This window comes from Labrys okinawensis, assembly GCF_047345005.1.
GTDB lineage: Bacteria > Pseudomonadota > Alphaproteobacteria > Rhizobiales > Labraceae > Labrys > Labrys okinawensis.
In genome coordinates, this window is the sequence record NZ_CP178864.1 from 2,944,177 (window position 1) to 2,958,370 (window position 14,194).

Consider the following 14,194-nt stretch of genomic DNA (forward strand, 5'->3'; position numbering starts at 1 on the left):
CCGTTCTACTTTCGGATTGAATCATCAAGAATCGAAAAATGCTTCTATTTCCAATGACTTAAACCAAACAAGTTGTGACCTGAACGCATTTTGCTTTAGCAACAGGAACTCTACGCATGTCGACCTACAAGCTGACGCGCCGCCGCTTCGCCGGCGCTGCCCTGGCGCTTGCCTTCGTTCTCGGCCCGGTGGGCGGAGCGCTCGCCGCTGAAACCATCAAGCTCGGCGTCATCGGTGGCGACGAGGAGCGCATCTGGGAGGTGGCCAAGAAGGTCGCCGCCAAGGACGGCCTCGATATCGAGCTCATCTCCTTCTCCGACTATGCCATCCCCAACGAGGCGCTGGAGAAGGGCGATCTCGACGCCAATGCCTTCCAGCACAAGCCCTATCTCGACAGCCAGATCGCGGCGCGCGGCTACCGGATCGTGCCGATCGGCTACACGCTCGTGGCGCCCATCGCCTTCTATTCAAAGAAGGTCAAGGCTTTCGCCGACCTGCCGCAAGGGGCCACCATCGGCATTCCCAACGATCCCTCCAATGGCGGCCGCGCCCTGAAGCTTCTGGAGGCCAATGGCCTGATCAAGGTGAAGGCGGACAAGGGGCTGCTGCCGACGGTGCTCGACGTCACCGAAAATCCCAAGAACGTGCAGTTCAAGGAGATCGACGCGGCACAGATTCCCAATCTGCTGCCTGATCTCGATGGCGCCGTGATCAACACCAATTACGCCCTCGGCGCCGGGCTCTCGCCTCGCACGGATGCGCTGGTGCAGGAGAGCCGCACCGGCAATCCCTATGGCAATTTCATTGCGGTGCGCGAGGCGGACAAGGACAAGCCAGTGTTCAAGAAGCTGGTGGCCGCCTACCAGAACCAGGAAGTGGCTGACTTTATAAACGCCAATTTCAAGGGCGCGATCCAGCCCGCCTGGTGAGGATAGGGGCGCCGGTCCGGTGTGCCGGTCCTCAGACCGGCATGGGACCATGACGCCCTGCTAGGGCCGGCGCCTAAAACCGCCGCGCCACACCCTTGAAACGTAAGGGCCGCACAACTAGCTCCTCAGCAGCGGCTTTTCCGCCTTTCCAAGGACGTGATCTCGGCGCAACACGACGTATTGAAACAACCGTCCAACGCATGGTGGGACCAGTGTTTCACCAAAGCGGTCGGATCGTAGCCCTACATGTGGTGTGCGAAGAAAGAAAAGAATATAAAATCTATAGACATTAACTTCTTATTGTTGCACCATTCTTTGCGGTTGCGCCGCTGGTGCCGTGAAGGGGAGCGGGGCTTCCGCGCCTGATCTGAATGACGGATACGACCATGAATATCTCTGTGAAGGTTCCTTCGATCGGATCACCCTCCCTGCGCGATGCCATGCGGTTGGTCGCTGGCGGTGTGAGCGTTATCACGGCGGGCGAGGGGGACGAGCGCACGGGCCTGACCGTAACGTCAGCCGTGTCGCTGGCAGTCGATCCACCCACGATGATCATTTGCGTCAATCGCGAAGCTTCGGCCTGGCCGATCATCCGGCGCTACGGCCATTATTGCGTGAACATCCTCGCCCACGACCAGCAGCATGTCGCCGACCGCTTCGCCGGCAAGGGTGGCATCAAGGGCGTCGGACGTTACGAAAATGCCTCCTGGCGCAGTCTCTTCACCGGCGCCCTGGCTCTCGAAGGTGCGCTGGCCTCGATCGACTGCGAGGTCGAGGAGTTCATCGACCGGCACAGCCATTCCATCGTCATCGGCGCCGTGCGTGGCATCCGCACCAATGCCGGCAAGCCCCTGGTTTATGCCCAGGGTAGTTACGGCGGATTCCATCCGGCCTAAAGCGGCGGTGGGGGAAACGACGCGCTCCATTCTAGACCGCCTCATTTCGTCGAACCAGAGAGAGCTCACTCTATCTGATTCCCATTTAGTCGATAAAATATATAGACATTAGAGACTCGATAGTGCAGCATTTCGCGGAATCCATTCAGGTTGCTGCCATGACAATCTCCATCGCCCCGCCGATTACTGCCGAGCCGCCGGCCTTCGATCTAGAACCACAAGCCCATGTCATCCGCTCCGATGCCGAGGCCGTCGAGGTGGCGAAGGCCCTGGCCGCCGAATTCGCCGTCGAAGCCGCGCAGCGTGACAGTGAGCGCCGCTTGCCCGCCGCCGAGCTCGACCGTTTTTCCAAGAGTGGGCTGTGGGGCATCACCATCCCCAGGGCCCATGGCGGGGCAGGGGTGTCCTGGGTCACGCTGACGGAGGTCATCAAGCTGATCTCGGCCGTCGATCCCTCCATCGGCCAGATCCCGCAGAACCACCTGGCCGCGCTCGACGCCATCCGAGTTACCGCCTCGGAGGAGCAGAGGAAGCTGTGGTTCGGCCGCGTCCTGCAGGGGTATCGGCTCGGCAACGCCTTCTCGGAAGCACGATCGAAGCATGTCGGCGCATTCGAGACGACGCTGACGCCAGACGGCGATGGCTATCGCATCAACGGCGAGAAGTTCTATGCCACCGGCGCGCTGTTTGCCCACTACATCCACATCGGCGCCGTCAATCCCGAGGGCAAGGTGCACCTGGCCATCGTGCCGCGCGGGGCAGCGGGGCTTGCCATCATCGACAATTGGTCGAGCTTCGGCCAGCGCACCACAGCTAGCGGCAATGTCAGGATCGACAATGTCCGTGTCGAGGCCGAGGGTGTGATCCCGGCCTATCTCGGCGGCGAGAAACCGACCACCAACGGCTCGGTCTCGCAGATCATCCAGGCCGCCGTGGATGCCGGCATCGCCCGCGGCGCCATCGACGAGACCATCCAATTCGTGCGCAACCATGTCCGCCCCTGGATCGATAGCGGCCAGGAGCATGGCTATGACGACGTCTTCACCATCGCCCAGATCGGCGATCTCAAGATTAAGCTGCATGCGGCCGAGGCGCTGCTGGAGCGTGCCGGCCGGGCGATCGATGCCGCCTTCGAGGACACCACGGAGGAGGGCGCCACGGCAGCCGCCGTCGCTGTCGCCGAGGCCAAGGTGCTGACGACCGAGGTCGCCATTCTTGCCACCAACAAGCTGCACGAGCTCGGCGGCACGCGTTCCACTCTCGGCCAGTACAATCTCGACCGGCACTGGCGCAATGCGCGCACCCATACGCTGCATGATCCGGTGCGCTGGAAGTTCTTCCATGTCGGCAACCACACGCTGAACGGGGTCAATCCGCCGCGCCACGCGTGGAGCTGAACCTGGGAGCGCGGACGTCCCGTCCGCTCTTCCTCTCACCAAATGCCGCGTTTCCAAGAGCGGACGAGACGTCCGCGCTCCCAGGATTTTTCCATGCCCGCAGCCCTTGCCACCCCAGCCGAACGCATCGTTGCCTTCAGGGCCCCACCGCCCCGCGTGAGACACGCCCATGTCATCAAGGACGATGCCGAAGCGATTGCCGTCGCCCGTCGACTCGCCGACAGGATCGCCGAGACAGCCATCGAGCGCGACCGTGAGCGGCGCCTGCCCTTCGAGGAACTCGACTGGCTCTCTGATGCCGGTTTGCTCGCCATTACGGTGCCGAAAGCCTATGGCGGCGCCGAGGTTTCTTCCGGCACCTTGGCCGAGGTGATCGCCATCCTCTCGGAAGCGGACGGCTCGATCGGCCAGATTCCCCAGAACCATTTCTTCATCCTGCACGCCCTGCGCCTCGAAGGCAGCGAGGAACAGAGGCGTTTCTTCTACGGGCGCATCCTCTCGGGCGAGCGCATCGGCAATGCCCTCTCGGAGATCGGCACCAAGACGGCGCAGGACCACAACACGCGCCTCACCAAGGACGGCCCGGTGCTGCGGCTCAACGGTCGCAAATTCTACTGCACCGGCGCGCTGTTCGCCCATTGGGTGGCCGTGGTCGCCAATGACGACGAGGGCCGCTCGACCATCTCCTTCGTGCCGCGCGAGACTCCCGGTCTCACGGTGATCGACGACTGGTCTGGTTTCGGCCAGCGCGTCACGGCGTCCGGCACCACCACGCTGGACAATGTCGAGGTCCATCCCTTCGCCGTGATCTCGCTGCGTGCGGTGTTCGACCGGCCCACCTCGATGGGCCCGGTCGCCCAGATCATGCATGCTGCCGTCGAGGCCGGCATCGCCCGCGCCGCGTTGAAGGAAACGGTGCATTACGTCCGCAACCATGCGCGGCCCTGGAAGGACAGCGGCCTCGATCACGGCTATGAGGATCCCTATACCATCGCCCAGATTGGCGAAGTGAAGATCCGCGTCTCCGCCTCCGACGCGCTGCTGGAACGGGCCGGCCGCATCGCCGACATCGCGGTGGCCGATCCCACCATCGAGACGGTGGCTGCCGCCTCCATCGCCGTGGCCGAGGCCAAGGTCGCCTCGACCGAGGCCTCGCTTCATGCCGGCAGCAAGCTGATCGAACTCGCCGGTTCGCGCGCTACCCAGGCGCAGTACGGGCTCGATCGCTTCTGGCGCAATGCGCGCACCCACACCGTGCACGATCCCGTGCGCTGGAAATACCGCGCCATTGGCGACTACTGGCTCAACGGCATCAATCCCCCGCGCCACGGCGCGATCTAGAGCGGATGACTCGCCATTGAGACAACACGCGATCGTCATTGCGACCGAAGTGAAGCAATCAGAGGCCGATGGGCGGAGTCCTTTGCTCTCCGATTGCTTCACTTCGGTCGCGATGACGGCGGTGGTTGCAATCCTTACTGCTACCGACTGAGAGACCCGCATCATGCCCTATGATCTTGACCTGCCGCAGCCCGCCAAGGAGACCGACGTCCTCTGGTTCCTGCCGACCCATGGCGACGGCCGCTATCTCGGCAGCGAGGAGGGTGCCCGGCATGTCTCGCTCGGCTATCTCTCGCAAATCGCCCGGGCGGCCGACGAGCTCGGCTATTTCGGCGTGCTGTTGCCCACCGGCCGCTCTTGCGAGGACAGCTGGGTGATCGCCTCGGCCATGGTGCCGATCACCAAGCGCCTGCGCTTCCTGGTGGCAGTGAGGCCCGGCCTCACGACGCCCGCCTTCGCAGCCCGTCAGACGGCTACGCTCGATCGGCTCTCCGATGGCCGTCTGCTCATCAATGTGGTCACCGGCGGCGATCCCGTCGAGCTCAAGGGGGACGGCGTCTTCCTCGACCATGCCGAGCGCTACGAGGTGACCGACGAGTATCTCACCATCTGGCGTGAGCTGCTGCAGGGCGGCAAGGTCAATTTCCAGGGCAAGCATCTGCGCATCGAGGACGGCACGCTTTTGTATCCGCCCGTAAACCAGCCCTATCCGCCGCTCTATTTCGGGGGCTCCTCGGCCATTGGCAATGAGGTTGCCGGCAAGCATGTCGATGTGTACCTGACCTGGGGCGAGCCACCGCAGCAGGTGGCGGAGAAGATCGCCCACGCCAGGGCCGTGGCGGCCAAATATGGCCGCACGCTTTCCTTTGGCATACGCCTGCATGTCATCGTGCGCGAGAGCTCGGCCGAGGCCTGGGCTGCGGCGGAGAACCTGATCTCCAGGCTCGACGACGAAACCATCGCCACTGCCCAGCAGGCCTTCGCGCGCATGGATTCCATCGGCCAGAGCCGCATGCGGGCGCTGCATGGCGGCTCGCGCGACAAACTCGAGGTCAGCCCGAACCTGTGGGCGGGCGTTGGGTTGGTGCGCGGCGGCGCCGGCACGGCGCTGGTCGGCAATCCCGACGAGGTAGCCGAGCGCATGAAGGAATATATGGCGCTCGGCATCGATCGCTTCATTCTCTCCGGCTATCCACATCTGGAGGAGTGTTACCGCTTCGCCGAGCTGGTCTTCCCGAAGCTGCCTTTGAAGAAGACCACGGGCAATGATCTCGGTCCGGCTCGCAACGCCGGCCCGTTTGGCGAGATCATCGCCAATGTCGTGGCGCCCTCTCACCGCAAGGCTGCGGCGGGGTAAGGGAACGAGTGTCATAGGGCGCGACTCGCCTTCCCCACGAAGCTGGGGAAGGTGGCCTTGCGCAGCAAGGTCGGATGGGGTGTGGGCCGCTGGCTCGACAGCCGAGGTTCAGGCGCTATGTTCTGCCCACACCCCATCCGGCCCGACTTCGTCGGTCCACCTTCCCCAGCTTCGTGGGGAAGGCGAGTCGCGCCTCACCCTGCCGGTTTATCGTCCTATGCCCAAGCCCATCCGCTTCAATGCCTTCGAGATGAATTGCGTGGCGCACCAGTCCCCCGGATTGTGGCGCCATCCGCGGGACCGCTCACGTGATTACAGGAGGCTCGATTACTGGATCGATCTATCAAAAACTCTGGAGCGAGGCCGGTTCGATGGACTGTTCCTGGCCGACGTGCTGGGCGTCTACGACGTCTTTGGCGGCAATGCCGAGGCAGCCTTGCGCCATGGTACGCAGACCCCGGTGAACGATCCGCTGCTGCTGGTGCCCGCCATGGCCGCGGCCACAAGTCATCTGGGCTTCGGCGTCACCGTCAATCTTTCCTATGAGCCGCCCTATGCCTTCGCCCGGCGAATGTCGACGCTGGACCATCTGACCGGGGGACGCATCGGCTGGAACATCGTCACCGGCTATCTCGACAGCGCGGCCCAGGGCGCGGGCAAGCCCAAGCAGACGGCGCATGATGATCGGTATGCCATCGCTGAGGACTATATGACGGTCGTATACAGGCTCTGGGAAGAGAGCTGGGCTGACGATGCGGTGGTTGCGGATGCCAGCGCTGGCGTATTCACGGATCCCTCTCGCGTGCGCAGAATTCGACATGACGGACCACATTTTCGCATCGATGCCCTCCATCTGAGCGAACCCTCGCCGCAGCGCACGCCGGTGCTGTACCAGGCCGGCACCTCGCCGGCGGGGCGGGAGTTCGCCGCCCGCCATGCCGAGTGCATCTTCATGTCCGGCCCGAGCCGCAAGGTGATCGCCCCGCGCGTCGCCGCAATCCGCGAGGCGGCGGCCAGGCTCGGGCGAGACCCTTCCGCCATCCTGATGTTCACCCTACTTACGGTGATCGTTGCGCCGACGGATGCGGAGGCGCAGGCCAAGTTCGCCGACTATCGCCGCTATGCCGATCCTGAAGGCGCGCTGACGTTGATGTCCGGCTGGACCGGCATCGACTTCTCGAAGCTGGACCCCGATGCGATCGTGCAGCATGTCGAAAACGAGGCCGGCCGGACCGCGCTCGAGAACATCACCCGCGCCGATCCTGACCGGACCTGGACGGTGCGCGAGGTCGCAGAGCATGTGTCGATCGGCGGCATCGGCCCCGTCATCGTCGGCTCACCCGCCACGGTTGCCGACGAACTCGAGGCCTGGGTCGACGAAACTGGCATCGACGGCTTCAACCTGGCCTTCGCGGTACGCCCTGAAACCTTCCGCGATGTCGTCGATTTCCTGGTGCCGGAACTGCAACGGCGCGGGCGCTACAAGACCGCCTATCAGGAAGGGACGTTGCGCGAAAAGCTTTTCGGCGGCTCGGCGCGACTGCCGCCGGACCATACCGGTGCGAGTTACAGGCAGGTTTGGCAGGCTATCGAAGCCGTCTGATTGGCAAATCACCTGTTTTGCTATTACCAGATATCGAAAGGAATTCTCGCTGACACGTCCCCGGGGGCCGCATGCTGACGAAGAAGGGCAAATACGGCCTCAAGGCGATGGTGCATCTGGCAGGGCAGGAGCCCGGGAGGCCCTGCCTGGTCTCCGACATCGCCGAGCAGAACGGCATCCCCAAGAAGTTCCTCGATACGATCCTGGGGGAGCTCAAGAATGCCGGTTTCCTGCATTCGAAGAAGGGCAAGGGCGGCGGCTATGTGCTGGGGCGGCCCGCCAGCGAGATCAGGGTCGGCCATATCGTGCGCGTGCTCGACGGGCCGCTGGCGCCAATCCCTTGCGCCAGTCGCACGGCCTATCAGCGCTGCGACGATTGCACCGACGAGAGCCAATGCGCTGTTCGCCTGATGATGCTGGAAGTTCGCCAGGCGATCTCGACCGTGCTCGACAACCGGAGTCTCGCCGAGATGCGCGCCTTGGCCGACCTCGACGACCTCACTTACATGTATCACATCTGAAGCTGCGAGGGGTTCGCACCTACGGGAAAGCGGCTCGGCGGCCTCCAAAGTCTCCATCAAAAAGTCGCGGGAACTTCGGCTTTTGTCATCACCGGGCTCGTCCCAGTGATCCATGGTGGCGCAAACGCTGGCAAATGTTGGGACTGGCTGCCCGGGACAAGCCCGGGCATGACCAACTTGAGCCTTTCTCGCTGGGGTTCCAAAGACCGGAGCAGCGGGCTTGCTGCCAGCGCGCCATTGATCTATCAAAATACTAGATTATTAGACCGGCTTGGACATGCTCTCACCTGATCCCCTTCCATCCACCCGGCACATCGTGATTATCGGCGGCGGGGCGAGCGGCGTTCTGATGACGGCGCATTTACTGCGCCATCACGATCCGTCGCTGCGAGTGACACTGGTGGAGAAAAGCAGCGAGCTTGGTGCAGGCATCGCTTACGGTACGAGCCATCCCAACCACCTGCTCAATGTCCGCGCCGCCAATATGAGCGCCTATCCGGACGATCCCGATCATTTCTGGCGCTGGGTTGGCGAGCACAGCAGCGTCGACTGCCCGGATGCTCAGTCCTTCGCACCGCGCAGGCTCTATCGCGACTATCTCGCCGACCTCCTGTCGCCCCATCTCGTGCAGCGCGCGGGGAGCCGGCGCCTCACCATCGTCAATGACGAGGTGACGGGCCTCGAGGAACAGCCGCAAGGGCTCCTCGTCAGCTTTGCGGGGCGGGAGCCGTTGCAGGCGGATATCGGCATTCTCGCAACCGGCAATGAGGGGCCGAAGCTTCAGCCCGCGTCCTGGCGCTTCGACGGCTGGTTCGACGCCGGCCCAACCTCCTTTTCAGCGGACGCCGAGGTCGTCATTGTCGGCACCGGGCTGACCATGGCCGACAGGGTGCTCTCGCTGCTGCATGCCGGGCATCGCGGGCGGATCACCGCGATCTCCCGCCGGGGCCTGCGGCCGCATGCGCATCGGCCGGTGCCTGCTTTTCGCCTCGATACGGCCGACATCCCCTATGGCACCGGCATCACCTATCTCACCCGCTGGCTGCGGCAGCTCGTACGCCAGCACCACGCCGCCGGTGGGGACTGGCGCAGCATCGTCGATGGTTTGCGGCCGTATACACAGCCCCTGTGGCGCAATCTTTCGCATGAAGCCCGCCGCCGTTTCCTGCGCCATGCCCGGGCCTGGTGGGACATCCACCGCCACCGCATGGCGCCCGCGGCGGCGGCACGGCTTGAAGCGGCGCGCGAGGCTGGCCAGCTCTCCATCGTCGCCGGCCGCGTTGCCGGCTTCGAATCGCAGGACAGCGGTGTGCTGGTTCGCTATGTCGCCCGCACGGGCACGGCGGAACAACAGATCCGCGCCGATGCGGTGTTCGAATGCCGGGGCCGGGCGGCCGATGTAACGGCTACCGACAATCCCGTACTGCGGCAACTCCTGGCCGAGGGCGCCGTGCGGCCCGATCGCCTGGGCCTTGGTCTCGACGTCGGCGAGGATTGCGGCATCATCCACCGCGATGGCGCCGCCTGGCAACGCATCTACGCGGTCGGGCCGATCACATCCGGGGTGTTCTGGGAAATCGTCGCCGTGCCCGATATCCGCCAGCAGGTGGCGAAGTTGGCCGGCCACCTCATGCAAGGGCGCGTCACTACCGCGTGAGCTCAGCCAGCGTCACCCTCCTATACGGACAATATCGCCTTGATGACCCCCGCCTCAGGCTTCGACCACGGCGGGATCAGAACCGGCGCTTCGTCGAGGCTGCCGCTGTGGCTTGCGAGCGCCTGCATCGGCACCTTGCCGCCTCGCATGGCTGACAGCACCGTCTCGAAATCCGCCCGCACGGCATTGCGGCTGGCAAAGAGGGTGGTCTCCCGCTTATGGAATTCAGGATCGTTGAAGGTGATGTCAGCCCGCACCAGCGAGAGCAGCACATAGCGCCCGCCATGACCGACAAGGTTGAAGCCCTTCTGCATGGCGGCGGGGCTGCCTGTGGCATCGATCACGCAATCGAAATAGTCGCCATCGGTGGCCTGGCCGAGCCTCTCAAGGATGTCTGGAGAAGCCTCGAATACGGCATCGGCGCCAAGCTCGTCCTGACAGAAGGCGAGGCGGCGGGCGTTGAGGTCGACCACGCTGACATGCGCGCCGGCCGCCTTGGCGAAGATAGCGCCCGCAATGCCGATCGGGCCGGCGCCGACCACCACGACGCGATCGCTTCCGCCGATGCCGCCGCGCGAAACGCCATGGGCGCCGATGGCGAGGAATTCCACCATGGCGGCCTGGCTCGCGGTCAACCCTTCAGCCGGAATGACGTTGGCTTCGGGTACGGCGATATAGTCGCAGGCGCCACCGTCGCGATGCACGCCGAGCACTTCGAGGCGCTGGCAGCAATTCGTCTTGCCGGCGAGGCAGGCCCGGCACCGGCCGCAATAGAGCGTCGGCATGATCGAGACGATCTGGCCCTGCCGCAGGGATGAGCCTGCCGGCGCCGTCACCACCTCGCCGCCGAGTTCGTGGCCGATCACGCGAGGATAGGAGAGATAGGGCTGGTTGCCATGGAAGATGTGGTAGTCCGTGCCGCACACGCCGACATGGCGGATGCGCACCAGGACATCGCCCTCACCGGCGCTGGGTTCATCCCGTTCGATGATGCGCAGCCGCCCGGGCTCCTCGCAACTTAGGGCTCTCATGCCAGGCTCCCTGATCGAATGGCATTCAGCACGCCCTCGGAGGCGATGGCGCGATAGGCTTGCTTCAGCTTGGCCGTGAAGCCGCGATTGCGCGGCAGCTCCTCGCCGAACACGGCGGAAAGGCCGAGGAAGGCGTCGACCACGGCGTCCGGCGGCGTGGCGCGTTGGTCGGGCTGGCTCGTCCAGGCCTGGAAGGTCGGATCGTTGAGGGGCAGGGGGCCACCCTTGTCGTCGATACCACCGGAGGAGCGGATCCAGGCCGCCACGGCGAAGATCTGCGGGTCGCAGGAAAGTCCCTTCGCCAGGCAGTCGCGGATCGGGGAGAGGATGCGTTGCGGCAGCTTCTGCGAGGCGTCGCTGGCGATCTGCGCCGTGCGATGATGCAGCGAGGTGTTCTCGTAGCGGGCGAGCAGCTTGCGCGTATAGTCGAAGGCCTTGTCGGCCGGAATGGCGAGCGTGGGGATCACGCATTGCCAGTAGCGCTCGATCAGGCCGCGGATGAGGGGATCGCCTATCGCCTGCGACACCAGCTCATAGCCCGACAGCCGCCCCACCGCCGCGATGGTGGAATGCGTGCCGTTCAGCAGGCGCAGCTTCATGTGCTCGAAGGGCTCGACGTCCCCGGCGAACTCGACACCGCTCTCCTCGAGACGCGGCCTGCCGGAGACGAAGCGGTCCTCGATCACCCATTGCGTGAAGGGCTCGCCCAGCACCGGCCAGGCATCGGCAAGGCCGAGGGCCGCATCGGTGGAGGCGCGGTCGGCGTCGGTGGTCGAGGGCACGATGCGATCGACCATCGAGGAGGGGAAGGCGATCTCGCCGGTGATGTAGGCGGCAAGGTCCTTGTCGCGCAAGGCCGCATATTCGGTGAGCACGCGCTGCAGCGTGCGGCCATTCTGCGGGAGGTTGTCGCAGGAGAGCAGCGTGAAAGGACGGATGCCAGCCCTGCGGCGCCGCTCGATCGCCTCGGCCAGGAAACCCAGCGCCGAGCGTGGCGAGGCGGGATTGGCGAGGTCATGCGCGATATCAGCATTCTCCTGCCTGAGGCCGCCGGTACCGAGGTCGACGGCGTAGCCCTTCTCGGTGATGGTGAGCGTGACGATGCGGATGGCGGGATCGCTGAGCCGGGCTAGCAGTACCTCTGGATCTTCGGGCGCGACGGTCACGCCGGAGATGGCGCCGATGACACGCAGTTCCTCGCGGTCGCTGTCTCGGATGGCGAGAGTGTAGAGGCCGTCTTGCGGTTCGAGGGCGTCGCGCGTATCCGGGCTGCGCAGGGAGGAGCCGATGATGCCCCAGTTCGTTTCGCCGCGCGCCAGACAGTCGTCGATATAGACGGCCTGATGCGCCCGGTGGAAGGCGCCGGTGCCCAGATGAACGATGCCTGGCGTCACCTTCGAGCGGTCATAGGCTGGCCTGACGATAATTGATTTGAGCTGGGGCAGGGTGGCATTGCAAAGGCGCATACATCTCACTCGACGACATAAGGTCCGAATTCTTCCGGCAATTGTTTGAGGATATGGAAGATCATGTCGAGATGTTCTTCCATGAATTGGGCTGCTTCCCCGATCCTGCCGGCATCGAGCGCGTCGAGTACGACAAGGTGCTCGTCGAGAACGACGTGCAGGCGGGAAGGCGTGCCGAAGAGGCGCACGAAGCGGGCAAGGCGGCTCTTGGCCTGTAATACCGTGGACCAAACACCCTCGCGCGCAGCGAAGGCTGCGAACGCCTGGTGGAAATTCTCATCCTCCTCGAAGAAACGGTCGATGTCCCCGACGGCCAGTGCCTGGCGCTGCACCTCCACAATGGCGCGGGCCTGCGCGCTCAGGGCCAGACTCCATTTGGCGGCTGCCTCTCGCAGCAACGCGAGCTCCAGGTTCTTGCGCACGAAATGACTGTCGCGGACCTCACCGAGCCGGATGGGCGAGACGAAGCTGCCCTGCTGGGGATAGACATCGATCAGACCCTCTTCGCTGAGCCGCGTGACGGCCGAGCGCACCGGCGTACGAGAGACACCGAAATGGCGGCAGATGCGGTTCTCGCTGATCGAGGTGCCGGGCAGCAGCCGCGTGGTGATGATCGCACGCTTGAGGGCGTCATAGATCTGGTCGGCGACCGGACGCTTGCGGTCGATCTCGACAGCAAAGCCCAAACCGTCTTCCTCGCTCTCCTTGAGTGTCTCGGAAGACATTGCGCCATCTCCTCCAAAAAAACCAATGCCGGCAGGTGGATAGCGCTTTGTCTTGAATCGCACCAGCAGGTACGATTTCCATCCTTGCCCCACAAACACTATTGCATGTTTCGAGCTTGGATCCTAGTATCCAAATCGTCAGGCGGGCCGAGAAAAACAACAAGGGCTCGCGCCAAGATGCCAATGGGAGTGGAAACGCATGTTTGCCCGACATAAGCTTTTTGCCTGCGCGGCCGCCATGGCCCTGTTCGCAGGAATGGTGCCGGCTCTGGCCGCCAACGACACCAAGGTCGCCCTGGTGCCCGGCGGCCCGCACCCCTATTTCGCGGCCTGGGATCAGGCGAGCAAGGATGCCGCCAAGGATTTCGGCCTCGGTGCCGCCGACTATAAGGTGCCGCAGAAATGGGAGCTCAGCACTCAGAATGAGCTGCTCGAAAGCCTTGTGACGCAAGGCTACAACGCCTTCCTGATCTTCCCCGGCGATCCCGTCGGTTCGGTCTCCACGGCCAATGAGCTGGCCGATACAGGTGCACCGGTCATCGCGACGGCCGGCTGCCTGAAGGACCCGTCGAAGGCTGCCTTCTGCCTCGGTACGGATGTCAGCAAGTCGGCCTATCTCGGCACCAAGGAACTGTTCAAGGCCATGGGCGGCAAGAAGCGTATCGCCCATTTCACCGGCTTCCTGGTTGATCCGAACACGCAGCTTCGCATTGACGCCGTAGAAAAGGCGGCCAAGGAAGAGGGCGGAACGGTTGTCCAGGTCATCGCCGATATCGATGCGCCGGAACCGGCCGAAGAGAAGATCAATGCCTATCTGGCGGCCCATGCCGGGGAGATCGACGGGATCGTCACCACCGCGTGGGTTCCCTCCGTGGTTGCCGCCAACGCCCTGCGCAAGATCGGCGACAAGCGCATCAAGATGGTCGGCATCGACCATGACGAAGTGGTGCTGAAGGCGATCAAGGACGGCTTCCTGGCCGGAACCATGCTCCAGAATCCCTATGGGCAGGCGTATATCGGCTCCTTTGTCGCCGACAAGCTGCGCCATGGATGCGCCGTGAAGGCCGATGCGCCGTTCACCACCAATGCGCTGACCAGCCACTTCATCGACTCCGGCACCGTCTTCGTCGATGCCTCGGGTGTCGACAATTATGTCAGCGCGATGCAGGGTATCACCAAGACCCTGCTGGCGGACTTCCAGAAGACCTATCTGGACTGCAAGTAAGTCCGGCTCATGAGGTAATGGCCTTCCCCGCTTGCCAGGGAAGGCC

The 14,194-nt window shown here is 63.9% G+C and carries 12 protein-coding genes; 9 read left to right on the forward strand and 3 right to left on the reverse strand.

What is annotated here, in order from left to right; genetic code table 11:
• The first annotated feature begins 116 nt into the window (after window positions 1-116).
• The 8 genes from ACMDCR_RS13690 (at window position 117) to ACMDCR_RS13725 (ending at window position 9,701) form a co-directional block, all read left to right on the forward strand.
• Window positions 117-929, forward strand: a complete 813-nt coding sequence (locus tag ACMDCR_RS13690; protein ID WP_413993054.1) for a MetQ/NlpA family ABC transporter substrate-binding protein — start codon at window positions 117-119, stop codon at window positions 927-929.
• A gap of 386 nt (window positions 930-1,315) precedes the next feature.
• On the forward strand, window positions 1,316-1,825 hold the full coding sequence (locus ACMDCR_RS13695; protein WP_413993055.1) for a flavin reductase family protein: 510 nt from the start codon (window positions 1,316-1,318) through the stop codon (window positions 1,823-1,825).
• Between the two features lie 158 nt (window positions 1,826-1,983).
• Window positions 1,984-3,222 (forward strand): SfnB family sulfur acquisition oxidoreductase, encoded by a 1,239-nt coding sequence (locus tag ACMDCR_RS13700; RefSeq protein ID WP_413993056.1) that lies wholly within the window; start codon window positions 1,984-1,986, stop codon window positions 3,220-3,222.
• Window positions 3,223-3,315: 93 nt separating this feature from the next.
• The gene (locus ACMDCR_RS13705; RefSeq protein ID WP_413993057.1) at window positions 3,316-4,563 is read left to right on the forward strand and encodes an SfnB family sulfur acquisition oxidoreductase; all 1,248 of its coding nucleotides are present in this window, start codon (window positions 3,316-3,318) and stop codon (window positions 4,561-4,563) included.
• Window positions 4,564-4,726: 163 nt separating this feature from the next.
• Window positions 4,727-5,920 carry an FMNH2-dependent alkanesulfonate monooxygenase gene (gene ssuD, locus ACMDCR_RS13710; RefSeq protein WP_413993058.1) on the forward strand — a complete coding sequence of 398 codons (1,194 nt, stop codon included), beginning with the start codon at window positions 4,727-4,729 and terminating at the stop codon, window positions 5,918-5,920.
• Between the two features lie 217 nt (window positions 5,921-6,137).
• Window positions 6,138-7,523 carry an LLM class flavin-dependent oxidoreductase gene (locus tag ACMDCR_RS13715; RefSeq protein WP_413993059.1) on the forward strand — a complete coding sequence of 462 codons (1,386 nt, stop codon included), beginning with the start codon at window positions 6,138-6,140 and terminating at the stop codon, window positions 7,521-7,523.
• Window positions 7,524-7,594: 71 nt separating this feature from the next.
• Window positions 7,595-8,044 carry an RrF2 family transcriptional regulator gene (locus tag ACMDCR_RS13720; protein WP_413993060.1) on the forward strand — a complete coding sequence of 150 codons (450 nt, stop codon included), beginning with the start codon at window positions 7,595-7,597 and terminating at the stop codon, window positions 8,042-8,044.
• A gap of 277 nt (window positions 8,045-8,321) precedes the next feature.
• On the forward strand, window positions 8,322-9,701 hold the full coding sequence (locus tag ACMDCR_RS13725) for an FAD/NAD(P)-binding protein (RefSeq protein WP_413993061.1): 1,380 nt from the start codon (window positions 8,322-8,324) through the stop codon (window positions 9,699-9,701).
• A gap of 20 nt (window positions 9,702-9,721) precedes the next feature.
• On the opposite strand, the gene ACMDCR_RS13730 is transcribed toward ACMDCR_RS13725, so the two are convergent.
• Genes ACMDCR_RS13730 through ACMDCR_RS13740 form a run of 3 tightly spaced genes read right to left on the reverse strand, consistent with a single transcriptional unit; the run spans window position 9,722 to window position 12,923 of the window.
• Window positions 9,722-10,732, reverse strand: coding sequence for a zinc-binding alcohol dehydrogenase family protein (locus tag ACMDCR_RS13730; protein ID WP_413993062.1), 1,011 nt, complete (start codon window positions 10,730-10,732; stop codon window positions 9,722-9,724).
• Window positions 10,729-12,198 carry a mannitol dehydrogenase family protein gene (locus ACMDCR_RS13735; RefSeq protein WP_413993063.1) on the reverse strand — a complete coding sequence of 490 codons (1,470 nt, stop codon included), beginning with the start codon at window positions 12,196-12,198 and terminating at the stop codon, window positions 10,729-10,731. The genes ACMDCR_RS13730 and ACMDCR_RS13735 overlap by 4 nt, the downstream gene beginning before the upstream one ends.
• Window positions 12,199-12,203: 5 nt before the next feature.
• On the reverse strand, window positions 12,204-12,923 hold the full coding sequence (locus ACMDCR_RS13740; protein ID WP_413993064.1) for a GntR family transcriptional regulator: 720 nt from the start codon (window positions 12,921-12,923) through the stop codon (window positions 12,204-12,206).
• 199 nt (window positions 12,924-13,122) lie between these two features.
• Here ACMDCR_RS13740 and ACMDCR_RS13745 point away from each other — a divergent pair, with 199 nt between their 5' ends.
• On the forward strand, window positions 13,123-14,148 hold the full coding sequence (locus ACMDCR_RS13745) for a sugar ABC transporter substrate-binding protein (RefSeq protein WP_413993065.1): 1,026 nt from the start codon (window positions 13,123-13,125) through the stop codon (window positions 14,146-14,148).
• Window positions 14,149-14,194 lie beyond the last annotated feature (46 nt).

What these genes read in the sequence shown, in the direction of transcription:
- ACMDCR_RS13715 (WP_413993059.1), top strand. Translation starts at nt 6,138, where the DNA reads ATGCCCAAGCCCATCCGCTTCAATGCCTTCGAGATGAATTGCGTGGCG.
- ACMDCR_RS13725 (WP_413993061.1), top strand. Translation starts at nt 8,322, where the DNA reads ATGCTCTCACCTGATCCCCTTCCATCCACCCGGCACATCGTGATTATC.
- ACMDCR_RS13745 (WP_413993065.1), top strand. Translation starts at nt 13,123, where the DNA reads ATGTTTGCCCGACATAAGCTTTTTGCCTGCGCGGCCGCCATGGCCCTG.
- ACMDCR_RS13700 (WP_413993056.1), top strand. Translation starts at nt 1,984, where the DNA reads ATGACAATCTCCATCGCCCCGCCGATTACTGCCGAGCCGCCGGCCTTC.
- ACMDCR_RS13730 (WP_413993062.1), bottom strand. Translation starts at nt 10,732, where the DNA reads ATGAGAGCCCTAAGTTGCGAGGAGCCCGGGCGGCTGCGCATCATCGAA.
- ACMDCR_RS13740 (WP_413993064.1), bottom strand. Translation starts at nt 12,923, where the DNA reads ATGTCTTCCGAGACACTCAAGGAGAGCGAGGAAGACGGTTTGGGCTTT.
- ACMDCR_RS13735 (WP_413993063.1), bottom strand. Translation starts at nt 12,198, where the DNA reads ATGCGCCTTTGCAATGCCACCCTGCCCCAGCTCAAATCAATTATCGTC.
- ACMDCR_RS13705 (WP_413993057.1), top strand. Translation starts at nt 3,316, where the DNA reads ATGCCCGCAGCCCTTGCCACCCCAGCCGAACGCATCGTTGCCTTCAGG.
- ACMDCR_RS13690 (WP_413993054.1), top strand. Translation starts at nt 117, where the DNA reads ATGTCGACCTACAAGCTGACGCGCCGCCGCTTCGCCGGCGCTGCCCTG.
- ACMDCR_RS13695 (WP_413993055.1), top strand. Translation starts at nt 1,316, where the DNA reads ATGAATATCTCTGTGAAGGTTCCTTCGATCGGATCACCCTCCCTGCGC.
- ssuD (WP_413993058.1), top strand. Translation starts at nt 4,727, where the DNA reads ATGCCCTATGATCTTGACCTGCCGCAGCCCGCCAAGGAGACCGACGTC.
- ACMDCR_RS13720 (WP_413993060.1), top strand. Translation starts at nt 7,595, where the DNA reads ATGCTGACGAAGAAGGGCAAATACGGCCTCAAGGCGATGGTGCATCTG.